21 protein-coding genes are annotated in these 24746 nt (G+C 67.3%); 14 read left to right on the top strand and 7 right to left on the bottom strand.

Annotation, left to right across the window (positions count from 1 at the left end):
• Positions 1-211: 211 nt before the first annotated feature.
• The 4 genes from CCK87_RS12730 to CCK87_RS12715 all read left to right on the top strand — a co-directional run bounded on the left by CCK87_RS12730 (position 212) and on the right by CCK87_RS12715 (position 3436).
• On the top strand, positions 212-1102 hold the full coding sequence (locus CCK87_RS12730; protein WP_086461758.1) for a fused MFS/spermidine synthase: 891 nt from the start codon (positions 212-214) through the stop codon (positions 1100-1102).
• Positions 1103-1127: 25 nt separating this feature from the next.
• Positions 1128-2294: a PQQ-dependent sugar dehydrogenase gene (locus CCK87_RS12725; protein WP_086461757.1), complete on the top strand. Its 1167-nt coding sequence runs from the start codon at positions 1128-1130 to the stop codon at positions 2292-2294.
• Positions 2295-2371: 77 nt separating this feature from the next.
• Complete coding sequence (locus tag CCK87_RS12720) at positions 2372-2887, top strand: hypothetical protein (protein ID WP_249273880.1); 516 nt, start codon at positions 2372-2374, stop codon at positions 2885-2887.
• 57 nt (positions 2888-2944) lie between these two features.
• Entirely contained in the window at positions 2945-3436 is a 492-nt protein-coding gene (locus CCK87_RS12715; protein WP_086461756.1) for a SprT-like domain-containing protein, read from the top strand.
• An 8-nt stretch (positions 3437-3444) separates the two neighbouring features.
• Here CCK87_RS12715 and CCK87_RS12710 read toward each other — a convergent pair whose 3' ends face one another.
• The gene (locus CCK87_RS12710; RefSeq protein WP_086461755.1) at positions 3445-4035 is read right to left on the bottom strand and encodes a DJ-1/PfpI family protein; all 591 of its coding nucleotides are present in this window, start codon (positions 4033-4035) and stop codon (positions 3445-3447) included.
• Positions 4036-4151: 116 nt separating this feature from the next.
• On the opposite strand from CCK87_RS12710, the gene CCK87_RS18050 reads away from it, so the two are divergent.
• Positions 4152-4565 (top strand): DUF4190 domain-containing protein, encoded by a 414-nt coding sequence (locus CCK87_RS18050; RefSeq protein WP_140162841.1) that lies wholly within the window; start codon positions 4152-4154, stop codon positions 4563-4565.
• A 33-nt stretch (positions 4566-4598) separates the two neighbouring features.
• On the opposite strand, the gene CCK87_RS12700 is transcribed toward CCK87_RS18050, so the two are convergent.
• The 3 genes from CCK87_RS12700 to CCK87_RS12690 all read right to left on the bottom strand — a co-directional run bounded on the left by CCK87_RS12700 (position 4599) and on the right by CCK87_RS12690 (position 6748).
• On the bottom strand, positions 4599-5210 hold the full coding sequence (locus CCK87_RS12700; RefSeq protein WP_086461753.1) for an HD domain-containing protein: 612 nt from the start codon (positions 5208-5210) through the stop codon (positions 4599-4601).
• Between the two features lie 140 nt (positions 5211-5350).
• Positions 5351-5653, bottom strand: a complete 303-nt coding sequence (locus CCK87_RS12695; RefSeq protein WP_085485361.1) for a DUF427 domain-containing protein — start codon at positions 5651-5653, stop codon at positions 5351-5353.
• A gap of 36 nt (positions 5654-5689) precedes the next feature.
• Positions 5690-6748: an AI-2E family transporter gene (locus tag CCK87_RS12690; RefSeq protein WP_170927274.1), complete on the bottom strand. Its 1059-nt coding sequence runs from the start codon at positions 6746-6748 to the stop codon at positions 5690-5692.
• Positions 6749-7062: 314 nt separating this feature from the next.
• On the opposite strand from CCK87_RS12690, the gene CCK87_RS12685 reads away from it, so the two are divergent.
• Positions 7063-7329: a hypothetical protein gene (locus CCK87_RS12685; RefSeq protein WP_086461751.1), complete on the top strand. Its 267-nt coding sequence runs from the start codon at positions 7063-7065 to the stop codon at positions 7327-7329.
• Between the two features lie 70 nt (positions 7330-7399).
• Here CCK87_RS12685 and CCK87_RS12680 read toward each other — a convergent pair whose 3' ends face one another.
• A complete protein-coding gene (locus CCK87_RS12680; RefSeq protein WP_249273907.1) occupies positions 7400-8407 on the bottom strand; it encodes a 2-oxoglutarate and iron-dependent oxygenase domain-containing protein in 1008 nt (335 codons plus the stop codon).
• 127 nt (positions 8408-8534) lie between these two features.
• Here CCK87_RS12680 and CCK87_RS12675 point away from each other — a divergent pair, with 127 nt between their 5' ends.
• The 3 genes from CCK87_RS12675 to CCK87_RS12665 all read left to right on the top strand — a co-directional run bounded on the left by CCK87_RS12675 (position 8535) and on the right by CCK87_RS12665 (position 11492).
• Positions 8535-9068 (top strand): hypothetical protein, encoded by a 534-nt coding sequence (locus tag CCK87_RS12675; protein WP_086462045.1) that lies wholly within the window; start codon positions 8535-8537, stop codon positions 9066-9068.
• Between the two features lie 9 nt (positions 9069-9077).
• Complete coding sequence (locus CCK87_RS12670; protein WP_086461749.1) at positions 9078-9707, top strand: DUF1684 domain-containing protein; 630 nt, start codon at positions 9078-9080, stop codon at positions 9705-9707.
• A 243-nt stretch (positions 9708-9950) separates the two neighbouring features.
• On the top strand, positions 9951-11492 hold the full coding sequence (locus CCK87_RS12665) for a DEAD/DEAH box helicase (protein WP_086461748.1): 1542 nt from the start codon (positions 9951-9953) through the stop codon (positions 11490-11492).
• Between the two features lie 143 nt (positions 11493-11635).
• Here the strand turns inward: CCK87_RS12665 and CCK87_RS12660 are convergent, their stop codons facing one another.
• Positions 11636-12232, bottom strand: coding sequence for an NUDIX hydrolase family protein (locus CCK87_RS12660; protein ID WP_085484814.1), 597 nt, complete (start codon positions 12230-12232; stop codon positions 11636-11638).
• Positions 12233-12309: 77 nt separating this feature from the next.
• On the opposite strand from CCK87_RS12660, the gene CCK87_RS12655 reads away from it, so the two are divergent.
• Positions 12310-17058, top strand: a complete 4749-nt coding sequence (locus CCK87_RS12655) for an ATP-dependent helicase (RefSeq protein WP_086461747.1) — start codon at positions 12310-12312, stop codon at positions 17056-17058.
• Positions 17059-17223: 165 nt separating this feature from the next.
• Here CCK87_RS12655 and CCK87_RS12650 read toward each other — a convergent pair whose 3' ends face one another.
• Positions 17224-22161 (bottom strand): DUF5979 domain-containing protein, encoded by a 4938-nt coding sequence (locus CCK87_RS12650; RefSeq protein ID WP_086461746.1) that lies wholly within the window; start codon positions 22159-22161, stop codon positions 17224-17226.
• A 213-nt stretch (positions 22162-22374) separates the two neighbouring features.
• Here CCK87_RS12650 and CCK87_RS12645 point away from each other — a divergent pair, with 213 nt between their 5' ends.
• From CCK87_RS12645 to ybaK, 4 genes are read left to right on the top strand one after another with little or no spacing between them, the layout of a single operon-like run.
• Positions 22375-23160, top strand: coding sequence for a DNA-formamidopyrimidine glycosylase family protein (locus CCK87_RS12645; RefSeq protein WP_086461745.1), 786 nt, complete (start codon positions 22375-22377; stop codon positions 23158-23160).
• 52 nt (positions 23161-23212) lie between these two features.
• Positions 23213-23491 (top strand): metal-sensitive transcriptional regulator, encoded by a 279-nt coding sequence (locus tag CCK87_RS12640; protein ID WP_044439959.1) that lies wholly within the window; start codon positions 23213-23215, stop codon positions 23489-23491.
• A 39-nt stretch (positions 23492-23530) separates the two neighbouring features.
• Entirely contained in the window at positions 23531-24229 is a 699-nt protein-coding gene (locus CCK87_RS12635; protein ID WP_249273879.1) for an alpha/beta fold hydrolase, read from the top strand.
• A 5-nt stretch (positions 24230-24234) separates the two neighbouring features.
• Positions 24235-24732: a Cys-tRNA(Pro) deacylase gene (gene ybaK / locus CCK87_RS12630; RefSeq protein ID WP_086461744.1), complete on the top strand. Its 498-nt coding sequence runs from the start codon at positions 24235-24237 to the stop codon at positions 24730-24732.
• The last annotated feature ends 14 nt before the right edge of the window (positions 24733-24746 follow it).

Below are 24746 nucleotides of genomic sequence, written 5' to 3'. Positions count from 1 at the left end.
ATGTAAGACCATGGCTGCCGACCGCGATATGAGGGCATGGTTTTACTGGGAGCGCAAAGGTCAACTATATGCGCATCCGACGCGCCTGTCCACCGCTTTTCTTGATTAGTTTTGGAATCTCCGGTATAACCGCCCTCTCCCCTCGCCTCGACAATCTGGGCGAACGGGCTTTCGCCGTTCCCTGAGCCTGTCGAAGGGCGATAATCGAGCCATGAGCAGATCAACGCGAGGTGCCGATCGGGCCGAGCCCGAGCATCCATCGGCGACGCTCTCGAAGAGCGGATTCCACGCGCGCATAGAGTCCGACCGGTACTCGCCGGGCAGCTTTCTGCTCGTCGTCGACGGCACGCCCCAGTCGCACGTCGATGTCGACGACCCGACCCATCTGAACTTCGAATACGTGCGCCGCATCGGTCACGGCATCGATCTGCTGCGACCGGAGGGCGAGGCGATCACCGCCGTGCATCTGGGCGGCGGCGGCCTCACCCTGCCTCGCTACGTCGCAGCGACTCGACCGGGCTCACGCCAGCAGGTCGTGGAGTACGAGAGCGAGCTGGTCGACCTCGTGCGCCGGGAGCTCCCCCTTCCCCGCGACGCGCAGATCCGCATCCGACACGGCGACGCGCGCGAGCAGCTCGCCTCGTTCCCTCCCGGGCTGGTGGGCAATGTCGATCTGCTGGTCGTGGATGTCTTCTCGGGCGCGCGCACACCGGCTCACGTCACGAGCGCGGAGTTCTACACGCTGGGACGCGCCCTTCTCGCGAACGACGGCATGATCGCGGTGAACGTCGCCGATGGCGCCGGCCTCGCCTTCGCCCGAGGGCAGGCCGCCACGTTGTCGAGTGTCTTCGAGCACGTCTCGATCGTTCTCGACTCGCAGATGCTGAAGGCCAAGCGCTTCGGCAACGTGGTCATGTTCGGCTCCAGCACCCCTCTTCCGTTCGAGCGCATGCCCCGGCTCGTGGCCGGCGATCCTGTCGCATCCAAGGTCGTCACCGGAGCCGAACTGCACAACTTCATCGCCGGCGCCGCGATCGTCACCGATCAGACCGCCGTGAAGTCGCCTCCCCCGGGGCGCAGCATCTTTCAGCTCAAGCCCTGAGCGGGCCGCAGACAGGAGAAGCACAATGAGCGTCCGACGCACCGCCACCGCCCTGATCGCCTCCGCGGTCGCGATGCTCGTGCTCAGCGGATGCGAGGCGCCGAGACCCGAACGCACGGTCGCGACCGCGACGCCGTCGGTCGCAGCGCCGACCTCCCCCTCCCCCACCCCGACGGCGACGGTCGCCCCGCTCGTCGGCAAGTACTCGCCCACCGGCGACCTCACTGCTCTGGCCAACGACCTCGCTGCTCCCTGGTCGATCGCACCCGTCGGAGACGACGGCATCCTGGTCTCCGAGCGCGACTCGGCACAGATCGTGCTCGTCGATCCGACGGGACAGAAGCGCGTCATCGGCAGCGTGGGCGGTGTCGCCGCGAGCGGAGAGGGTGGCCTTCTCGGCCTCGCGGTCCATGGCGACGGCGCCGAGCGCCGGCTCTTCGTCTATTTCACGACCGCCGACGACAACCGGGTCGTGTCTTTTCCTCTGACCGTCACCGGCGCATCCCTCTCATTCGGCCCCGCCACCGAGGTGATCACCGGTCTGCCCAAGGCGTCGAATCACAATGGAGGCCGGATCGCCTTCGGACCGGACGGCTTGCTCTACATCACCACGGGTGACGCCAACCAACGCGATCGAGCGCAAGACGTCGACTATCTGGGCGGCAAGATCCTGCGGGTGGATGCGGCGGGTTCCGTCCCCGCCGACAATCCGATTGCGAGCTCGCCCGTCTACAGCCTCGGCCATCGGAATCCCCAGGGAATCGCCTGGAGCACCGACGGCACGATGTTCGCGGCGGAATTCGGGCAGGACACCTGGGATGAGCTGAACATCATCGAGCCCGGTGCCAACTACGGCTGGCCGGATGTCGAGGGAGTGGATTCCGCCGACACCCGTTTCGTCGCCCCCATCGCGCATTGGGCGACCGACGACGCGAGCCCCAGCGGCATCGCGGTGGTCGGCGACACGGTATTTATGGCGGGTCTCGGCGGCGAGAGGCTGTGGACGATCGATCCGACGGAGGGAGCACAGACGCGGGAGTTCTTCGCCGGCCAACTCGGACGGATTCGTGACGTCTACTCGGTCGGCGATGGGAGCCTGTGGCTGATCACCAACAACACCGACGGCCGCGGAGAGCCCCGTCCCGGCGACGACACGCTGTATCGAGTCACGCTCGCGCCGACCTCCGGATAGGGTTGTTCGCAGCCCGCGAGACTTCAGAACGTCGACCGCGGCAGCACCGCGCGCCTATCAACGGAGTACCTGACCTAGTGAGCATCATCACCGGCTACGACCCTCGCAATCTCAGGGAGAAGATCGACGTCCAAGCGGCCTCCGCACGGCTCGGCGAGCTGGGCCAGCTGCGCAGTCTCTCGGCCCTCAACGAGAAGGTCGGTCTCTACCGCCTCCTCGGTCGTCTCGACGAGGCCTGGACGGTCGCGAACGAGGCCGTCAGACACACCCGCTTCTCGGGAGACCGGGAGCAGCTCCTCGGGGCACGGATCCGCCGCGCCCAGGTGCAGCAGTATCAGGGCAAACTGCAGGCCGCACTCTCCGAGCTGTCGCTGTGCGTCGACGAGGCCAGGGTGCACGAGTGGGGTCCGCTCGAGGCCGCCTCGCAGCTGACCCGAGGCAAGGTGCTCTTCGACATGGGCGACTACGAGGCCGCTCTGGTCGACTTCAAGGCCACCGTCTTCCTCTACGAAAAGATGGGCGCGTCTCTCGACCAGCTCGAGAGCTCGCTCGTGGCCGTGGCGGTCACCGAGTCCTTCCTCACCGAGCCCTGAGCACCCCGGCGCTCGCGCTCGGGCGGCGATGTCGCACGGTCGGGTTAGTGTCTTTGCGTGGCTGATCTCTCGAAAGTACGCGTCTGGGCAGACGCGCTGATTGCGCTGCACCTCGATCCTCACGTCTGGTCGTTCGGCTTCGACAACGCCAAGACGCGCGCGGGCCTCTGCAGCTTCACCACCAAACGCATCACGGTCTCGCGCTATCTGGCCGCCACTTTCGACGACGACGAGATCCACCAGGTCCTGCTGCACGAGGTCGCGCACGCGATGGCGGGTCACCGCGCGGGGCACGGTCCGTCGTGGCAGCGCATCGCCGCGTCCATCGGATACGTGGGCTCACGCACGCACACGGGTTCGGTCGCCGACGAACTCGCTCCCTGGGCAGGCGTCTGCCCCGCGGGCCACGAGCACTTCCGCTATCGCAAGCCCGCTCGCACTCTGGCGTGCGGCACGTGCTCCAAGCGGTTCGACGCGGCCAACGTGATCACGTGGCAGCGCCGAGACATCGATCCGGCCCGACGCCGCCAAGCAGCCTTCCGCGGCTGACCGGGTAGCTACACGGGCGGTTCGGGATCGTACTGGATGCCGCGGCGCACCTCGCGAGCGCGCTCGACTCCCGCGAGGCGCGCGACGAGATGCAGGGCCATGTCGATGCCCGCCGAGACGCCCGCCGCCGTGATCACATCGCCGTCGTCGACGAAACGGTCATCGGGCCGCACCTCGATGCTCTGGTCGAGCTCGCGGAGCCGGTCGAGCGTGCTCCAGTGCGTCGTCGCCGGCCTCCCGTTCAGGATGCCTGCCGCTGCGTAGACGAGCGATCCGGTGCAGACGCTGGTCATGAGCGGCACCGTCTCGCGCTGCGTGCGCACCCATTCGAGCCGCTGCTCATCGAGCAGGTGCCGGCGGGTGCCGCGCCCGCCCGGGTAGATGAGCACCTCGAGAGGCGGTGCGGCATCCACTCGCACGTCGGGGAGGATGCGCATGCCCTTGGCGCAGTTCATCGGTTCGAGCGAGTCGGCCATGAGGAACACCTCGTACCCGTCGTCGGGGCTCGTCCGCGTCCACCACGACAGCACCTCCCAGGGGCCGACCGCATCGAGTTCTTCAACGCCGTCGAACAGAAGGATGCCGATGTGCTTGGTCATGTAGGCAACACTATCCGCGCCGAATCGGTGCATCCGCGCCCGGACGTCCCGGCGCGGATAGACCGGATGGACGCCGATACCTCGGCTGACGACGAGTGCTCTGCCAGACTCGAGGCATGTCCGACTCAGTGCCCCCGTTCCCGCCGCAGAATCCTGCGAATCCGCTCCCACAGGCGCCGCAGGTATGGGATGCGCCGGTCGACGCGCCGCCGACCCGCCCCACGAGTCCCGGGTCCTACGAGCGTCCCGCGTATCCACAACCTGTGCCGTTCACGACGGTGCAGAGCAACGGCTACGCCACAGCCGCCCTCGTCCTGGGCATCTGCGGCTTCGTGCTGATGGGAATCCCGTTCTTCATCGGAATCGTCCTGGGAGGAATCCCCGATCTGCTCGCCGTGGCGTTCGGCATCGCGGGCATCTCCCGTGCCAGCCGACCCGGCGTCCGCGGCATGGGTGCCGCGATCACCGGCCTGGTACTCGCCGGCGTCAGCCTGATGTCCGTCTTACTCGGGGCAGGCTGGCTGTGGTGACGCCGCTGCCAGGGCACTGCTCGGGAGCACCCCTCAGAACGCCTCGCTGACGCCGGAGTTGTGCGGGTCGTCGTGATGTGCGCGCACGAGACTCGCTGGCCATGAGTTGCGGGGAGCCTTCTCGGGCTTGCGCAACGCCTGTTCGAGCACGGCGTCACCGAGATGCTTTTCCACGTCGAGGCGCGGGTAGGCCTCCTCGATAGCCCGTCGCTCGCTCTCCGTGACCGTGTCTAGGCCGAAATCTCCGCGGACGCCCAGTCGAGTGAGCCTCGTGACGGGGCCGCGCCTCTCGGCGATGTGAGGCGAGGTGTGCAGGGCGATCGCCTCCCACACGAGATCGGTCTCGGCCGGTGACACTCCCTCGGCGGTGAGGAAGCGAGCCGCGGCGTCGGCCCCGTCGACCTCGAAGCGCAGATCGCCATCCGCCTCGTCTGTCGTTCCGATGTCGTGCAGCACGCAGGCGAGAAAGAGCAGCTCGCCGTCGTAGTCCTGGCCCCCGGCGAGACCGTCGGATGCCGCCACGACGCGGGCGTGCAGAAACGTACGAACGCTGTGGTGGGCGATCGAGAGCTCCTCGGTGCGCTGCACCCAGTCGAGTGCGCGACGCGCGGTGGCTCCCGTGGGCAGTTGCAGAAGTTCGCTCATGTGTCTCACGCTAGGCCCGCGCCCCGTGGCGGGACGCCCTCGGGCCGGTCAACTACGCACGAGATTCCGCCGAGTTGCACGAAAATGCCGCCTCACCCAACGGGGAGGCGGCGTTTTCAGGCAACTCGACGAGACGAGAACTACTCGGTGACCTGGACTTCTTTCCAGAACGCGACGTAGTTGCTGTAGTCCTGGCCGACGCGGTCGAACGACGCGGGATACGGCTTGGGGTAGCTCCACGCGCGGTCCTTGAGGCTCACGCCGCTGTCTCGCACGCTGAAGTACTGGCATTCGCCCTTCCACGGGCACGTGTACGGCGTATCGGTTGGTGTGAGCAGGTCGAAGTTCACGCTCGACGGGGGAAAGTACCAATTTCCCTCGATGGCGATCAGATCTTCCTTGGGTGCCTCGGCGATGACGGTGCCGTTGACGACTGCTTTCATGATGAAACCTCCTGCAGCCACGCTACGCCTTCGCGGCTACCTGGCGTCCTGGATAGGGCGGATCACGCGCTGGAAGATCAGGATGCCGGCGGCGACGACGGGTACCGCGACCAGAGCGCCGAGGATGCCGCCGAGAGCGGCGCCTCCGATGGCGGCCACGATCACGAGCACTCCGGGCACGGCCACGGCCTTGGCCATCACGCGCGGGGTGAGCACATACGCTTCGATCTGCAGGTACACCAGCATGATGATCGCGAAGATCAGGGCGCCGATCGGATTGACGGTGAGAACGGAGACAGCGCCGATCGACACGCCCAGGATGGGACCGACGACGGGGATGAGAGCGCAGACGAACGCGACCAGCGCGAGCAGCAGCGGCGCGGGCCCGCCCACGATCGTCACGAGGATCAGCGTGATCGTGGCGTTGGCGAGCGCCAGCACGAACTGGCCGGCGACGTACTTGCCGACCGACTCGAGGATCTCCTCGGTGATCTCCATAAAACCGGCTCGTCGAGACCGGGGCACGGCCTGATAGACGGTCGCCATGACACCGCGCAGCGTGAGGGTCAGGTAGATCGTCAGCACGGTCACGACGATGACGGCGGTCACGCCCTCGAAGACACCCGATCCGACGGAGAGGAGCCCGCCGCCGATCGAGAGCAGCTTGTCGGGGTCGGAGAGGAACGACGTGATGTCTTTGATGATCGAGTCGAGATCGAGCGAGGTGCCCAGCTGCTGACTGATCCAGGTCACCCACGGCTGGGCGAGCAGACGATCGGTGAGTTCGCTCGCGTGGGTGATCAGGTAGTTCACCTGGCGCACGAGGTTGGGAACGATCGCGAGAGCCACTCCGCCGATCACCGCGAGCGCGAGCAGGGCCACGGCCAGGGATGCCGCCCATCGCGGGATGTTGTGCCGTTCGGCCAGCTTCATCAGAGGTTCGAGAGCCAGCGCGATGAAGAAGGCGATGCCGATGTACACGAACACGGTCGACAGCGAGCCGAGGGCACCCCACACGCCGAGCCCCACGCACGCGCCGAGCGCCCCCAGCAACCCGATCAGAAAGGGGTTGAACCGGATGCGCCGCTGGGGCACACGGTCCTCCTCGGCTCGCCTATTCGGTACCCTCCCGAGCGTCGAGCGGATTCGCGGCGAAGAGTTCGGTCGCCGCCCTGGCGAATGCATGTCGGCACGTGTCATTGCTCGAATGTAGCGGAGTCGATTGACCGTTGCGGAGATCGACCGGAGTCGGGCTTGGAGAAAGGTCGTGGGAAGCAATTCGAGGTTGCCAATTGACGACCGGAGCCCACCTCCATTAGAAAGATGAGGGCAACGGCGATGCGGCGCATTCGTGCAGCCCTCGCTCCCATGTCGACTCCATCTCTTTCAACACGATCAAAGGACGTACAGTGAGTAATCTCCAGACCCCGACGCCCGGCACCGACTACCCCGGAAAGACCCTCGGTATCGTCGGTCTCGTCCTTGCGATCGTTTTCAACCTGATCGGCCTGATCGTCAGCATCGTGGCACTGCAGCAGTCGAAGGCCGCGGGCTTCAAGAACACGCCGGCAAAGATCGGCATCATCGTCGGAGCGATCCTGTTCGTTCTCGGCATCATCGTCTCGATCATTTCCTTCACAGCTGCCGCATCAATGGTCGGCACCAGCACCTACTGATCAGATCCACGAAGAGGGGCCCATCGCTGAACGCGACGGGCCCCTTTTTTGTGCCTCTCGATTAGCGGCGCTAGAGCAGGTCGGCGTGGTGGATGGCGGCGACGTCGGGATGGGCACGCAGTCGATAGCGCAGCACGTTCTCTCCGTAGACCCGAAGGATAGGGCTGTCGTCGGGATCGGGCGTGATCCCCGTCGCTTCAGACTGCAGAGCCTCGGGCAGCGGGATCGACGGGATCGACGCATCCAATGCCGGGTTGAAGAAGAACGGGATCGAGATGCGGTCGCTGCCGATCGACGGCGAGATCACGCGGTGCACGGTCGCCTTGAGGTAGCCGTTCGTGGCGTATTCGAGCAGCTCTCCGATGTTCACGACGAAGGCGCCCGGCACGGGAGGAGCATCGATCCACTCGTCTCCATAGGCGACCTGCAGGCCGCCCTTGCCTTCTTCGACGAGCAGCAGTGTCAGGGCGCCGCCGTCACGATGAGCTCCGACGCCCTGCTTCGGGGTCGGGTCGCTCTTGCCGGGATAGCGCACGATCTTGATCAGCGTCGACGGTCGCTCGGCGAAAGCGGCGTCGAACACATGCGGGTCAGCTCCCAGCGACTGGGCCCATGCCTGAAGAAGCCGGATGCTGATGGCCGAGAGCTCGTCGTGCCACCGGGTGACGACATCCTGCAGTTCGGGCAGGGCCTCGGGCCAGAGGTTGGGGCCCTCGAGCCGCCAATAGTCGGGAACGCCCTCGCCGCGCTCGACGGACTCGCGCTCGCTTCCGATGTCGATCTGCTCGCGCCAGTCGACCTTTCCTTGAGTGAGCTCGCCGCCGACGCGCGTGTATCCGCGGAACTGGGGGCTCAGCACGTTCTCGATCGACAGCTTGTCGGCTTCGGGAAGCTCGAAGAAGCGCCGCGATGTCTCGAGGACGCGGCTCACCAGCGACTCGGGCACCCCGTGACCGGTGAGATAGAAGAAGCCGTAGTCGTGTGTTGCGCGACGGAGGTCCTCACGGAATCCGGCAGCCTCGTCAGGCGAGGCCTCGAGGCGGGAGAAGTCGAGTACGGGAAGGCTCTGGGTCATGATTTCCACGCTGTCACCTCGCCGCTCGAAACACCAATTGCATTACGACGTATTGAGCCCGTGTGCAATGGCAGCGCCTCCGACTTGTCGTCGTATGCTCCACAGCCCAGACTGGGCGATGGAGGCCCACATGAGAGTTCTGCTGAAGTTCGTGCTCGACACAGATCCGGATGCCGCGTGGCGGGCCATCCGCAGTCCCGCCGTCTTCCGCGAGGTGTCGAGTCCCTTCCTCAAGATCCGCTCGCTGAGCGCCGACGGGTTCCCCACGATCTGGCAGCCGGGCCAGCACCCGGTCGAGATCGAGGGCGGCGGCGTGATTCCCCTCGGCAAGCAGATCATCAGACTCTCCTTTCTGGAGCGTCCCGACGGGGTGCGCATCGTGCGCGACTCCGGCCGTGGCGTCTCCGGGGCCGTCGCCATCCCCACCACGTGGGACCACCAGATGGCTATCTCGCCCGACCCCGCGGGCACGGGCAAGACGCTGTATCGCGATCGGCTCATCATCGGCGCTGGTGCGTTGACCCCCGCCGCCTGGTACGGCATGTGGGTGTTCTGGCAGTGGCGGGGTGCGCGACTGCGACAGCTCGCCCCGAACTGGGCGTTCGATCCCGAGCCCACCCCCGATTCGGGCGTCGAGGGCGTCGACCCCGATATCGCCGCGTAGCCTGGTTCCGTGACGAACGCCGAATCAGCCATCCAGGTCGCGGATTGGCGCCAGCGCGTCTTCACGCTGTACGACGAGGTGCGCGTACTCGCCCTCGTCAATCCCGAGGCGGCGCACGGCGTCTGGCGCGACGGCCGCGACGAGCTGTTCCGCACGCATCCGCAGACCCCTCTGCTGCGCGAAGACCGGGCCGACTTCACCGGCCTGCCCATCGCTCCCTACGACCCGACCTGGCGGTTCGAGGTCGAGATCACCGCCCCGGATGCGCCGGGCGGCTTCGACTTCGAGACCGGCACCGACGGGGTCGTGCCGTTCGAACTCATCGGCCACGCCGAGGTCCCCGAGGTCGGCACGCTCGATGTGTGGCGGCTGCGCTCGTACGGCGGTGGCCTGTTCATCCCTGTGCGCGACGGCCTCGCCGGTACGACCGGCGGAACCTACGGCGGCGGCCGCTACCTGATCGACTCGATCAAGGGAGCGCACCTCGGCCATGGCGAGGCACCCGGCTCTCTGGTGCTCGACTTCAACTTCGCGTACAACCCGTCGTGCGCCTACGACCCGGCGTGGGCCTGCCCGCTGGCGCCGCTCGGAAACCGTGTATCCGGCGGAATCCCGGTCGGCGAGCTGTATGTGCGCTAGGGTGTAATTACTTGCGAGCGCGATCGTGCGCTCCCTGCGTCGTAGAACGCACCTTGCGGTTCGGGCCTCGTGCCTGAAAATCGCGAAAACTTTCTCACGGCGAACGGAAGTGCCTACTGGCACCTTCGCCATCATTTCCGCACAGTCGCGGCATTGCCGAGAGAGTCTGTGCGAAACAGAAACTCTGTGCGATGCCGTCGTGTCACACTGCGGATCCGATGCCTGAAAGGCACCGAAACAGCTATGTCAACACCCACTTTCTCCTCGCTCGGCGTTCCCGCGCCCGTCGTCGCCGCACTGACGAACGCCGGAATCACCGAGCCCTTCCCCATTCAGCTCGACACCCTGCCCGACACCCTGGCCGGACGCGACGTCCTCGGTCGAGGAAAAACGGGCTCGGGCAAGACGCTCGCGTTCTCGATCCCCATGGTGGCCCGCCTCGGCGGCGCACTGTCCGGCGGCCAGCGCCGCTCCGGTCGGCCGCTCGGACTCGTGCTCGCACCGACCCGCGAGCTCGCCACGCAGATCTCCGCCGTTCTCCAGCCGCTGGCCGACGCCTACGGACTGAAGTCGACCACCATCTTCGGTGGCGTCTCGCAGCAGCGCCAGGTCGCGGCCCTCAAGGCCGGCGTCGACATCATCGTCGCCTGCCCCGGCCGCCTCGAAGACCTCATGAAGCAGGGCTTCGTGTCGCTCGACGCGATCGAGATCACCGTGCTCGACGAGGCCGACCACATGGCCGACCTGGGCTTCCTGCCCGTCGTCACCCGCATCCTCGACAAGACCCCCCGCGGCGGACAGCGCCTGCTGTTCTCGGCCACGCTCGACAACGGCGTAGACAAGCTTGTTCGCAAGTTCCTGCAGAACGAGGTGCTGCACTCGGTCGACGAGGCCACCAGCCACGTCGAGCTCATGACGCACCACGTGTTCGAGGTCGATGGCGCCACCGCCAAGACCGAGCTCGTTCAGAAGCTCGCCTCGGGCACCGGTCGCCGCATCCTCTTCATGCGCACCAAGCACCACGCCAAGAAGCTGGCCCGCCAGCTGATCGACGCCGGCATCCCCGCCGTCGACCTGCACGGCAACCTCTCGCAGGTCGCCCGCGACCGCAACCTCGCCGCCTTCAGCGCAGGCGACGTGAAGGTTCTCGTCGCCACCGACGTGGCTGCCCGCGGCGTGCACGTCGATGACATCGAACTCGTCATCCACGTCGACCCGCCGGCCGAGCACAAGGCGTACCTGCACCGCTCGGGCCGTACCGCTCGTGCCGGAAGCGCCGGAGACGTGGTCACCGTGATGCTGCCGACCCAGAAGAAGGACACGGCAGACCTCCTGCGCAAGGCGGCCATCCAGGTCACCCCGCAGCGTGTCACCGCCAACTCCCCCGCGGTCACCGAGCTCGTCGGCGAGCTGGCAGAGTGGGTCAAGCCCGCTCCCCGCGCCGCCGTTCAGGTTCAGGGCACGCCGCGCCGCCAGGGCGGATCGCAGGGAGCCAACGCACAGCGCAAGCGCGCCCAGCGCGACGGATCGCCGTCGGCCGGTGGCGGCGAGGGTCGTCCCCGCCGTGACCGCTCGGGTCGCCCCGCTGCCGCAGGCGCCCCGGCGTCGGCGAGCGGCGCTCGTCGCGGTGGTGCCGGTGGAGGCCGCTCGGCGGCTCCCGCCGGAGGCTCCTCGCGCACCTACTCCACGTCGACCGGTGGACAGGGCGGCTACGCTGCCGGCGCCGCCGCATCCGGTGGCAATGGATCAGGCGCACGTCGCCAGGGTCGCCGCGCCCAGGGCTAATCGCCCACGCTTCGCCTCTGCGCTGGTTGAGCAGCGAGGAACGAGCGAATCGAAACCATCGTGAGGTGATTTCGATACGCCGCTCGTTCCTCGCTGCTACTCAATCAGCGCATAGCTGTTTCTAGAGCGGCGTACAGGGGTCTCTAGATCAGTCGGCCGACGGAGGCCAGCGCGGCACGCAGAAGCGAACCGCGGCCTCCTTCGAACTCGGCGGACAGCTCGTCCGACGCGGCTTCCTGCGGAGACATCCAGGTGACCTCCAGGGCGTCCTGGCGAGGCTCGCACGTTCCGGTCACCGGAACGACGTAGGCGAGCGAGACCGCGTGCTGGCGCTCGTCGTAGAACTGCGTGACGCCCGGAAGCGGAAAGTATTCAGCCACGGAGAACGGGATCGGACTGGCGGGCAGCTGGGGAAACGCCATCGGCCCGAGGTCTTTCTCGAGGTGGCGGAAGAGCGCATCCCGAAGCGTCTCGCCGTACATGACCCGGCCCGAGACCAGCGTGCGCGTGATCGACCCCGTGGGCGTGGCACGAAGCAGCATTCCCACCTCGGTCACCTGCCCCAGACCGTCGACGCGAACAGGAACCGCCTCGACGTAGAGCAACGGCAGACGCCGCCGGATCTCGGCTAGTTCGACATCGCTGAGCCATCCTGGATTGGAATTCTGCGACGGTGTGGGCGGGATATTGCTGCCCTCGGGGGTCCACTCGGGATCGGGGTCTGGAGTTCTCACGCTCATAGTCCATTCTTACCCCACGTGGCCAGCCGCGAGCGCCGCAGGACACGCTGTCGGCGGTATGCGTGAGGATGGAGCCTATGGGCGATGTGCTCGACAGATTCTCTCCCGCGACACAGCAGTGGTTCCGCGGGGCGTTCAGCGCGCCCACACCCGCGCAGCTCGGCGCGTGGGAGGCCGTGTCATCCGGCTCGAACGCCCTGGTCGTCGCTCCGACCGGGTCGGGCAAGACGCTCTCGGCCTTCCTCTGGTCGATAGACCGTCTCACCTCAGAGCCCCCGCCGGCGAAGGCAGGCGTTCGCGTTCTCTACATCTCCCCTCTTAAAGCGCTGGCCGTCGACGTCGAGCGCAACCTCCGCTCTCCGCTGGTCGGCATCACACAGACAGCCAAGCGTCTCGGCACCGAGCCTCCGAACATCCAGGTCGGCGTACGAAGCGGCGATACGACGCAGGCCGACAGGCGCAATCAGTCGAAGAACCCTCCCGACATCCTCATCACCACTCCCGAGTCGCTCTTTCTTATGCTCACCTCGGCCGCCCGTGAGTCGCTCTCCACGGTCGAGACGGTCATCATCGACGAGGTGCACGCCGTCGCCGCCACCAAGCGTGGCGCGCACCTCGCTGTCTCGCTCGAGCGGCTCGACGGGCTCTTAGAGAAGCCTGCCCAACGAATCGGGCTGTCGGCCACGGTGCGTCCTCGCGAAGAGGTGGCGCGGTTTCTGGCGGGCGGCCGCCCCGTCACGATCGTCGCGCCCACCTCGACCAAGAAGTTCGATCTGCGGGTCGTCGTTCCCGTCGACGACATGACCGCGCTGCCCTCCGCAGGCGAGCGCGAGGGCTCCGCAGCGGGCGCTCTCAGAGAAGACGACGGCTCTGGTGGCGGTCAGGGGTCGATCTGGCCGCATGTCGAAGAGAGCATCGTCGATCGCATCCTCGCCCACCGCTCGTCGATCGTGTTCGCCAACTCCCGGCGGCTGGCCGAGCGGCTCACCGCTCGACTCAACGAGATCTACCTCGAACGGCTCGAAGAATCGCGGTCGTCGTCGTTGTCTGAGCCCGTCGAAGGGGTTCGCGACGAGGGCACCCTTCGACAAGCTCAGGCAACGAAAGGCCGGACTCCCGCCGCGATGATGGGGCAGGCCGGCCAGACGAAGGGTCTCCCGGCAAGCGTCAGCGCCAGAGCGGGCGACGGCGCCGACGAGCCGATCCTCGCGCGAGCCCATCACGGCTCCGTCTCGAAAGAGCAGCGCGCGGTCATCGAAGACGACCTCAAGACCGGCCGTCTTCGGTGCGTCGTCGCCACCTCGAGCCTCGAACTCGGCATCGACATGGGCGCAGTCGATCTCGTGGTGCAGGTCGAGTCTCCCCCCAGCGTCGCCAGCGGCCTGCAGCGCGTTGGTCGGGCCGGGCACCAGGTCGGCGAGGTCTCGCGGGGCATCCTCTACCCCAAGCATCGGGCCGACCTGCTGCACTCCGCCGTCGCCTCCCTGCGCATGACCGAGGGGCTCATCGAGTCGCTCTCCGTGCCCACGAACCCCCTCGACATCCTGGCCCAGCAGACCGTGGCCGCCTGCGCACTCGAACCGATCGATGTCGAGGAGTGGTTCGACACCATCCGGCGCAGCGCTCCCTTCGCGGGTCTCCCCCGTTCGGCCTACGAGGCGACGCTCGACCTGCTGGCGGGCAGGTACCCCTCCGACGAGTTCGCCGAGCTGCGCCCCCGTCTCGTGTGGGATCGCGACGAGGGAACCCTCACGGGCCGACCTGGCGCCCAGCGCCTCGCGGTCACCAGCGGCGGCACCATCCCCGACCGCGGGCTCTTCGGCGTCTTCATGGTCGGCGGCGCGGCGTCCCAACAGGCCTCGGGCACGGCATCCACCGCCAAGGGCGGCAACCGCGTGGGCGAACTCGACGAAGAGATGGTCTACGAGTCGCGCGTCGGCGACGTCTTCGCGCTGGGCGCCACGAGTTGGCGCATCCAAGAGATCACCCACGACCGCGTACTCGTGACGCCCGCCTTCGGCGAGCCGGGGCGTCTGCCGTTCTGGCGCGGTGACGGCCAGGGCAGGCCGGCCGAACTCGGTCGCGCCATCGGCGAATTCACCCGCAAGCTCGCGGGTGCGGATGCCGAGGAGTCGGCGCGCATGACCGCGAGCGCGGGGCTCGACGAGCGCGCCGCCACCAACCTCGTCACGTTCGTGACAGAGCAGCGCGAAGCCACCGGACATGTACCGAGCGACAAGACCCTGGTCATCGAGCGCTTCCGCGACGAACTGGGCGACTGGCGCGTCATCCTGCACTCCCCGTTCGGCATGCAGGTGCACTCCCCCTGGTCTCTGGCCATCGGCGCGCGCCTGCGCGAGCGTTTCGGCATCGACGGGGCGTCCGTCGCGAACGACGACGGCATCATTCTGCGGCTACCCGACACCGAGAGCGAGCCGCCGGGCGCCGAGCTGTTTCTCTTCGAAGCCGACGAACTCGAGCAGATCGTCACCCAAGAGGTCGGTGGGTCCGCCCTCTTCGCCTCTCGTTTCCGCGAGAACGCTGCCCGAGCTCTCCTGCTGCCGAGACAGAACCCGGGCAAGCGCTCACCTCTCTGGCAGCAGCGCCAACGCAGCGCTCAGCTGCTCGACGTGGCCCGAAAATTCCCCAGCTTCCCCATCATTCTCGAGACCATTCGTGAGTGCCTGCAAGACGTCTACGACCTGCCGGCCCTCATCGGCCTGGCCCGCGACCTCGAGGCGCGCCGCATCCGTGTCGTCGAGGCTGAGACGCACGATCCGTCGCCCTTCGCCAAGTCGCTGTTGTTCGGCTATGTCGCGTCGTTCGTCTACGAGGGAGACAGCCCCCTGGCCGAGCGCCGGGCTGCCGCGCTCTCGCTCGATCCGACGCTGCTGTCAGAGCTGTTGGGGCGAGCAGAACTGCGCGAACTCCTCGACCCCGGTGTCATCGCCCAGACCGAACTCGAGCTGCAGCGGCTCGCCCCCGACCGCAAGGCGCGCGACCTCGAGGGCGTGGCCGACCTCATCCGAGTGCTCGGGCCGCTGTCTCTGGCCGAGGTCACAGCGAGGCTCGTCGACGAGGCCGCGCCCCACGCATCCGATCTGCTCGCCGGGCTCGTCGACGCCCGTCGGGCCCTCGTCGTCACCATCGCGGGCGACGAGCGCTGGGCAGCCATCGAAGACGCCGGTCGGCTTCGCGACGCGCTCGGTACGCCCATTCCCTATGGCGTTCCCGACGCGTTCATCGAGCCCGTGCCCGATCCTGTCGCCGACCTCGTGGCGCGCTACGCTCGCACCCACGCGCCGTTCACCGTGGCCGAGGCGGCCACCCGGTATGGCCTCGGCTCCGCCGTCGTTCTGGATGCGCTCCGCCGGCTCGAGAGTGCCCGGCGCGTGCTCGAAGGCGAGTTCAGGCCTCTGGGCGCAGACACTCCGGGCGCCGCGCGAACGGAGTGGAGCGATGTCGAGGTGCTGCGCCGACTGAGACGACGCTCGCTCGCGGCCCTCCGGCACGAGGTCGAACCCGTCGACACCACGACCCTGGCCCGTTTCTTGCCCACGTGGCAGCACGTCGGCGGCAGCCTGCGCGGAATCGACGGAGTGGCCACGGTCATCGACCAGCTCGCCGGGGTACCGATTCCGGCCTCGGCGTGGGAGACCCTCATTCTGCCCAGTCGCGTGCGCGAGTACAGCCCCGCCATGCTCGACGAGCTCACGGCCACGGGCGAGGTCATCTGGTCGGGCGTCGGCTCTCTGCCCGGCAACGACGGCTGGGTCGCGCTTCATCTCGCCGAGACCGCTCCGCTCACGATCCCCCTCGCCGAACCGCTCGAAGCGACGATGCTGCAGCAGGCCGTACTCGGTGCACTCGACGGCGGGGGTGCCTTCTTCTTCCGCACCCTGTCAGACACGGTCGGCACCGCGCTCGGTTCGGCCGTCGACGACGCAGAGCTGGTGACCGCACTATGGGATCTGGTCTGGGCCGGCCGCATCACGAACGACACGCTCGCTCCGCTCCGTACACTCACCGGCGGAGGCAAAACCGCCCACAGCACCAAGCGCAGCGCACCCCGATCGAAGCTCTACCGAGGCCGCTCCTACGCTCGGCCCACCATGGTCACCCGGGTCGGTCCGCCCACCGCGGGCGGTCGCTGGTCGCTGTTGCCCGACCCCGAGACGGATGCGACCATTCGCGGGCATGCGCTCGGCGACATGCTGCTCGAGCGCTACGGGGTGGTCACCAAGGGCGCCGTTATGGCCGAGCGCATCGTGGGCGGCTTCGCGCTCGCATATCGGCTGCTATCCGGGTTCGAAGAGACCGGGCGCGCTCGTCGCGGATATTTCGTCGAGACGCTAGGCGCATCCCAATTCGCCACCGGGGGCACGATCGATCGTCTGCGCTCGTTCACTGCCGAGGCGATGGCCGAGCGGCATCCCGGCAAGAACGACGCGAGGGCGGTGACCGACAGGGGCGTCACGCTCGCCGCGACAGATCCCGCCAACCCCTATGGCGCTGCTCTGCCCTGGCCCGGAGGCACCGGCCACCGGCCCGGCCGCAAAGCGGGCGCCCTCGTGGTGCTCGTCGACGGACGACTCGTGCTCTACGTCGAACGGGGAGGCAAGACGCTGCTCTCGTTCGCCGAGAACGATGACGAACTCGCGAACGCCAGCGCGAGCCTCGCGGCGACCGTGATCAGCGGGCGCGTCGCCAAGCTCACGGTCGAGAAGGTCAACGGGCAGTACGCCGTGGGCACCGAGATCGGCCGCGCTCTCGAGGCCGCCGGGTTCGGCGCCACACCGCAGGGCCTGCGACTTCGAGCCTCCTGAGGTCGGGGCGCGTCGCGATTCTTCCCTTCGACAGGCTCAGGGAACGGGAGTCGGCTCAGGGAACGGCGACATGCTCAGGGAACGGCGGCTGACGCAGGGAACGGGAAAGGGGGCCCAGGGAACGTGTGTTCCCTGGGCCCCTCTCCTGTCAGCTACGAGAGCCTGTTACTCCTGGCTTCGGCGCCGGCGCACGAGCATCAGAGCACCCAGACCTGCAATCGCCGTCAGAAGTGCCAGCAGAGCGACCCGCAGGCCCGCAGCGCCGTCGAGCCCGGTGTTCGGAAGCGCCGCTGTCGACGCTCCGGCAGGAGTGACCGCGTGGAACGGGTCGTGATCGGTCAGCGTGCGCGGCGTTCCGTCGGGGTTGCGCGACACGACCGGCTTGCCGTTCTCGTCGAGTTGGGGCTTGCCCGTGGGCACGCCGTTCTCGTCGACCTCGGGCACGATCGGCGTTCCGACGACGGTCACGTCGTCGGCGTGAGACTCGTTCGCGCCGAGGGTCAGGGTGCCGTCCGAGAAGAACGACGCTCCCGGGGGCAGCATGCCGTGCCAGGTTCCGTCGTTCACGAAGCTGTACGAGCTCGGTCCACCGAACGCGCTGAGGTCGCTCGTCCAGTTGGTGACGTTCGGGCCCGACAGGGTCGCGTCGGCGAGATTGATCTCGGTGAGCCAGGTGTTGCCCGTGTTGGTGACGACCCAGCGCACGTGCTTCGCCTTGCCGGCCTCGTAGGTCACGGCGTGATCAGTGTCGTTCGCGTCCTGCCCGGCAGAGGCGAGCGGCTTCGCCGGCACGATCCAGTTTCCGGCTGCGTCCTTCACGACGGGGTCGGCGAGCGAGCCGTCGTACTTGATGACCTGGATGGCCGCCGTGTACGCGTTGTAGACGTTGTCGTCGGTCACCGGGGTACCCGTGGCGGCACCCGTGGCATCGACCGTCACGCGGTCGACATGCGCAGCCGCATCCGAGTTGGCGACCGTGAGAGTCGCCGTTCCCGTGATGGTCGCGCCGGGCATCCATTCGGCTGTACCGGGGGCGAAGGTCCCGTCCCAGCGAGCCGTGAGCTCTCCGTCAACGACACTCGCCGCGGCCGTGCTGCCGTCGGGGAACGTCCAGACGAGCGACTGGATGGCCGCACCCGAGAGGGTGTCATCGTGCAGCACGATCTCGCGCAGTCTGTCTGTTCCCGTGTTCGTCGCGGTGATGCTGATCTGGCGGGTCTCACCGGGCTGGTAGAACTCGCCATCGAGCATCGTGTCGGCGTCGTGGAAGACACCGTCGACGACATCACCCTTGACGATCGAGACCTGCGGAGTCACCGTCGTCGGGTTCTCGAGCGCCACGGCCACGGTGGTGTCCGCGCCGATCGTGATCGTGACCGGGCCGTCTGTTCCGATCGGCTGACCGTCGACCAGGAAGATCGGCTTGGCCCAGCCAGACAGCTCAGGAAGACCACCCTGCGGGGCGTTCTCGGTGAGCGTCACGACGGTACCCGCCGGCAGTGCCGAGCTGGTGAAGGTCGAGCCATTCGTCACAGAGAACGGCTTCGCCACGGTGTCGCCGGCCGCCTGGTAGGTGCCGGTGAAGGTGAAGCCCGGGGTCAGCGTGTCCTCGGCGGGGCCGGTGACATCTTTCGTGATCGAGAACAATCCGAGACGGAGTTCCGTGGGGTTCGTGAGTACGACCTGAACGGCTACCTCACCGATCGTGAAGCTCGCTGTGCCGTCGGCGTTCGTGGTCACTCCGGGGCCGGACCACACGGGTGTGCCCCACTTCACGTCGGGAGCAGCCTCGCCCGGCGCCACCTCGGAGAGGGTGACCACTGTGCCACGCGGAAGGTCGGTAACGGTCTTGACCGAATCGGCCTTCGTGAGCGTGAGCTGCTTGGCCGTCTGGCCGGGCGTCATGTAGTTCACCGTGTAGGCGAAGTCGTCGGGCACGGACTCTGCGGCATCACCCGTGACCAGCTTGGTCACCGAGAAGCCGTTGAGCAGCTGAAGGGTCGGGTTCTCCAGACCGACGGCGACCGTCGATCCGTCGCCGATTGTCAGCGTGGTCGAGGCGCTCGGGGCCGGGGTACCGCCGTCAACCGTCCAGATCGGCGTCTGCCAGCTGACGTCCGCAGGCGCTCCGGTGGGGATCGCCTCGCTGACGGTCACCACGGTGCCGAACGGAATGGCATCCGACTTTGCCGTGCTGCCCGGGGTGAGGGTGAGCGTCTTGGGCTCGGCCAGACCCGGGTAGGTGTAGCTGACGGTGAATTGCTGCTGGGCAGAAACGGAGCCAGCGGCGGCACCGGTGACCGACTTGGTGACCTCGAAGAAGCCGTCTGCGACCAAGGTGTTCGTGACGGTGATGACGGTCGGCGCAGCGCGCGTTCCCGTCACCTTCACGGCGCCCGTCGGGCTCACCGAGTAGTCGCGCACCGCAGAGGTCTTGTCCTCGGTGATCGTGGCCGACGAGCCGACCGGGAGGGTCACCGTCTTGCCGACCGTGTCGGTCGGGTCGACGACGATGCTCGCATTGGTGCCCACGTCGAGCTTGTCACCGCGGAAGTCCGTGGCGGCGAGGGTGACCGTGTAGGTGGCTCCGGCCGGAGCGACACCCCCGTCGGCAGAGATCTTCTTCACCACGGCGAGAGTGCCGTTGGCTACAAGGCCTGCGTCGTAGGTGTGGTCGTTCTCACCCGGGCCTCCGAGCACGATCGCGATCGAGGCCGACGAGTCGTCTGCGGTCGGAACGGCATCGGAGTCGACGCTGTCGTTGGATCCGGCGTTGGGCGTCGTGAACCTGACCTCGCTCCAGTCGACCGTGCCGAACGTCGGGTCGTTGGTGAAGGCGGTTCCGCTCGTGGGCTTCACGAAGCGAACCGTGTAGTTTCCGCTTCCGGGAACGAAGCCCGCGGCCTCGAGAGCCGGATCGGTGGTGGAGAAGTAGTACTCCCCGCCGTTCTTCGTCGTGGTCGTTCCGATGACCGTGCCGGCCTCATTCAGGAGCTCGACTGTGACGCCGTCGAACGCGGGCTCGTCGGCATCCTGGACGCCGTCCTGATCGGCATCGAACCAGACCCGGTTTCCGATCTCCACGGGGGCGAGCTGGGCGAGAGCCTGCACGACAGCGAGGCCACCACCCTTCTGGAAGGTTCCCGAAGGACTCGGCTTGGTGGTGTCGCCTGCCTCGGGGAGGCCATTGGCATCGGCGATCTGCTGGTAACCACTGATCGGCTTGCCCGTAGAGGGCTGGAACCAGTTGAGTCCTGTGACGCGCACATCGTTGAGGGGGTCGTAAGTCGTGGCGACGATCGAATCGACTCCGGCGAGCGTGGCGAGGCCACCCAGCGCGACCTCGCGGTGGCTTCCGCCCGTGCCGAGGGCTTGACGGTCGTTGTAGTACTCGCCGCCGTTCGGGCCCTCGTTGTTGCCCGCATTGGCAGACGTCGGACGGTCGCCGACCTTGCCGTTGTTCTCGAGCGCATAGCCCGTCGCCGTGGGAGCGGCGACGAGAAGGTCGCCGCTGGCGACTGTCTGGTAGTACGTGGTGTTGTCGGTGGTGTCGGTGCCGTAGTTGCGGTTTCCACCCTGGATGCTCGTACGGTCGGCCATGGCCAGCGTCATGTAGCCGTCGGTGTCGAAGTCGATGTCGGTGAGGATGGGCTGCGGGTAGTCCTGCACGTCGCTGCCCCATCCGGTGCGCGACACAGATCCCCAGCCACCCTTCCACTCGTTGACCCAGGAGTTCCAACGGAGCACGGGCGCCTGCTGATTCAGCGGCACATTCGCACCGCTCAGAGTGTCGCCCTTGGCATAGCCGAGCGAACCGTCGAGCACGCTGGTCCAGGAGCCGGTGTTGGACTCGGGAGCGCTCTTCACGTGGAGCTGCATGTTCGCGGCAGCAGCGGAGGACGGAACCGCCATCTGCTCACCACTGTCGACGTAGCCGACGAAGAGCTGGTTGCGGTGCACGGTCAGGGCCCAGGGACGCTGCCCGTCGGTGAGGCCGAGGTCGATGCCGTCGGTGTTGCCGGTGAGAGTGGGAGCGGCCTCGGGGTTGCTGATGTCGAGCTGGTAGATCTTCTTGTCGAAGAGGTTAACGAAGTACAGCGACTTCTGGTCGGTGCTCACGGCGATGGCGCCGATTCCGACCTTGCCGGCCTGCACGAAAGCGTCGGTGTCGTGCGCGGGAGTGCCGGGCAAACTCAGTCCTCGGTCTGCATCTGACGGCACGGTGCCGACGTTGACGAGGGTGGAGACGTCGAACCAGCTCTGCACCTCGGAACCAGACGACGCCAGGTCGCCCTTGGCGTCTACCGCCTTGGTGACGCGATAGATGCCGCCGATGCCCAGCGGGCCGAGGCCCGCGTGACGCTTGTAGGTGGCCGCCGCGAAGAGGCTTCCGGTGCTCGCCTGGAACGCGGAACCCCATGTGCTTCCGACCTGCGGCACCGTGGCCAGAACGACTCGACCGGGATAGCCGCCGGAACCGCCGGCCTGCTGCGCCTGGTTGCTCGCGTAGCTGGAACTCCAGGGCTGAGCAACGATGGCCGGCGTGGTTTTCAGGCCGTCCGAGCTGGCGAGCCCCGAGTACTGGATCGCCGTGACGATCGGGGCGTTGCCCTGCGAGTAGTCCTCCGGAGCATTCACCCCGTAGTCGACGCCGCTGTCGCCGACCGAGACGAACTGAACGCTTGTGCCGTTGTCCGTTCCGTGCGCGGCAGGCTTGTACTCCGACGGCACGCCCGAGAACTCCACACGCACCGCGGATCCCGATGAGCCTTCGACGGGGATGGAATACGTTCCGTCGGCGCCGGTCGTAGCCGACCAGACCTTGCCTCGCGCATCCGTCGCGGTGGCCGTGATGCCGCCGAGACCCCGGTCGTTCGCGATGCCAGACGTGGGTGTGTGACCGGAATCGAAGGCTCCGTTCGAGTTGAAGTCGCGGTAGACGCGACCCTCCACGCTGCCGTCGGCGGCGAGGGCGGGAGCGGGGGCACTCGCTCCGGCGAGCATTCCACCAGCGACGAGGGCGGTGACGACCGAGAGAGCGATCGCCGCCTTTCCACGCTGCTGACCCCGGGTACGGGGAGTTTTTTGGGCGTTGATAAGCAAGACAGTTCTTTCCGTCGGAAGGATGATTCGAGGGCGGCATGACCCGGATGAAAACACGCGAGGTTTTCTCAGTTGAAAGCTGAGAATATGCCGACTTTTGCCGCTGAAAACGGGTTCGGTGGTCGAACCGGATCGATTTCACCCGCGATTTCACCCCACTCAGAAACCTCCGCCCCCAGAACGGGGCCATCGCCGTCGGCGTAGTCTGGAGCCATGCCCGAGGGAGATACCGTCTACCGCACGGCTCGCCATCTCGACGCAGCCTTGGCAGGCCAGACGCTCCTTGGCTCTGATTTCCGAGTCCCCCGCTATGCCGAGATCGACCTCTCCGGCCGCACGATCGACGGCGTCGTCAGCATCGGAAAACACCTGCTCACTAGGGTCGGCGATGTCAGCATCCACAGCCATCTGAAGATGGAGGGCTCGTGGCACCTGTATCGGCCCGGTTCGCGGTGGAAGCGTCCTGCGTCGACTGCCCGGCTCATCCTGACGACCGACGACTGGGTCGCGGTTGGGTTCGATCTCGGCACCATCGACGTCGTCGGCCGTGACGACGAGGGCTCCGTCGTCGGTCACCTGGGGCCGGATGTGCTGGCGCCCGACTGGGGCGCCGCATCCGAGGCTCAGGCGGTCGCCCTCGTGCAAGCCGCCCCCGAGAGGGAGATTCACGTCGCCCTTCTCGACCAGCGCAACCTGGCAGGACTCGGCAATGTCTACGCCAACGAACTCTGTTTTCTCAGAGGCGTGCTGCCCACCCGTCCCGTCGCCGAGGTCGATGTGCCGCCGCTGATCGCTCTCGCTCACCGCGCGATCCTCGTCAATCGCGACCGCACCGAGAGGTCGACGACGGGAGACCTGCGCTCGGGCCGACAGAGCTGGGTCTATCGCCGCGAGAACCAGCCGTGCCGTCGCTGCGGCACGCGCATCCGGGCCGGCAAACTCGGCGCAGACGAGCTGAAACTGCGCGACGTCTACTGGTGCCCGCGCTGCCAGACCTAACGCCTGGGCGTACCCCGGGGAGGTACCCCGCTGGGCCGAGTATCCTGGCCGGGTGATCGACGACATCAAGAAGCGCGCCCTGCACCGAACCCGCATTCTGGAGGGGCAGCTCCGTGGCCTCGAGAAGATGATCGAGAGCGAGGAGTACTGCCTCGACATCATCACGCAGTCGCTCGCGATTCAGAAGTCGCTCGGCTCGCTGAACAAGCTGATGGTCGAGAACCATCTGAAGACCCATGTGACAGACATGTTCGAGGCCGGCGGCGAGACTCGCGACGGCGCCATCGACGAGCTCGTCAAGATCTACGAGCTCAGCCGCAACCGTTCCTGAGCCGCGGCGCTCGTGCGGGTATCCGGTAACGTCGTCGGCGTGACCGATTTCTCTCCGACCCAACCGCAGATCGACGACGCTGCGGTGGTGTGGTCGATCCCCCGTGACGAACTCGCGACCCGCCTCCCCGGCTCTCCTCTGCTGCTGATCATGCACGGCTACGGCTCGCACGAGGCCGACCTCATCTCATTGGCCCCGTATCTGCCGGGCGGAATCGTCTGCGCGAGCCTGCGTGCGCCGCTCATCGCACCGGCTCCGATCCAGAACGGCTTCGCCTGGTTCCAGATCGGCGAACCGGGCAATCCAGAGCCGGCAGGGGTGGATGCCGCGGCCCGCGGGGTTCTCACCTGGCTCGACGGTCTCGCCACCGACTACGGCGCGCCCGCCGCCGTCTCCACTCTCGGCTTCTCGCAGGGCGGCGCGATGGCACTGCAGCTGTTGCGCCACGCGCCGGAGCGCTTCGCCTCGGCGGTGAACCTGTCGGGCTTCGTCGTCTCCGGCGACGCCCCCTCCGATGCCGCCCTCGAGACGCTGCGCCCGCGCGTCTTCTGGGGCCGCGACGAGCGCGACCCGATCATTCCCCCGTCGGCCGTCGCCCGCACCGCCACCTGGCTCGAGACGCACGCCGAGGTCGATGCTCGCCTGTACCCGGGAGCTGGACACGGCATCGTGGGCGACGAGATCTCGGCGGTTCGCGAGTTCCTCGATCAGACGCTGCTGGTAGCAGCCGAGGCCTAGGCGCGATGGCCAAGAAGCCTTCCGCCGCCGGCCCCACGACGGCGGCCACCATGGCCCTGACCAGGGCGGGCGTCGCGTTCATTCAGCATGCCTACACGCACGATCCTGCGGTCACCGACTTCGGCACAGAAGCCGCGACGGCACTCGGAATCGAGGCCGAGCGGGTGTTCAAGACACTGATGGTCGACACCGACGCGGGGCTCGGCATCGGCATCGTTCCCGTCAGCGGCATGCTCGACCTCAAGGCACTGGCCGGCGCACTCGGCGGCAAGAAGGCCGCCATGGCCGACCTCGCGATCGCCGAACGCAAGAGCGGCTACGTCGTCGGAGGCATCAGCCCGTTCGGGCAGAGAACTGTCCTGCCGACCGTGCTCGACGACTCGGCACTGGAGTTCGACACGATCCTGGTATCGGGCGGTCGTCGCGGCTTCGACATCGAACTCGCCCCGGCGGATCTGCTGGCCGTGACTCGGGGAACGGCCGCGCGCATCCGACGCCTGTAGGGAGCGGCCGGCTC

This window comes from Agreia sp. VKM Ac-1783, from assembly GCF_900177765.1.
Taxonomy (GTDB): domain Bacteria; phylum Actinomycetota; class Actinomycetes; order Actinomycetales; family Microbacteriaceae; genus Agreia.
The sequence above is the reverse complement of the archived record's forward strand: the minus strand, read 5'-3'. Positions and strand labels throughout refer to the sequence as shown.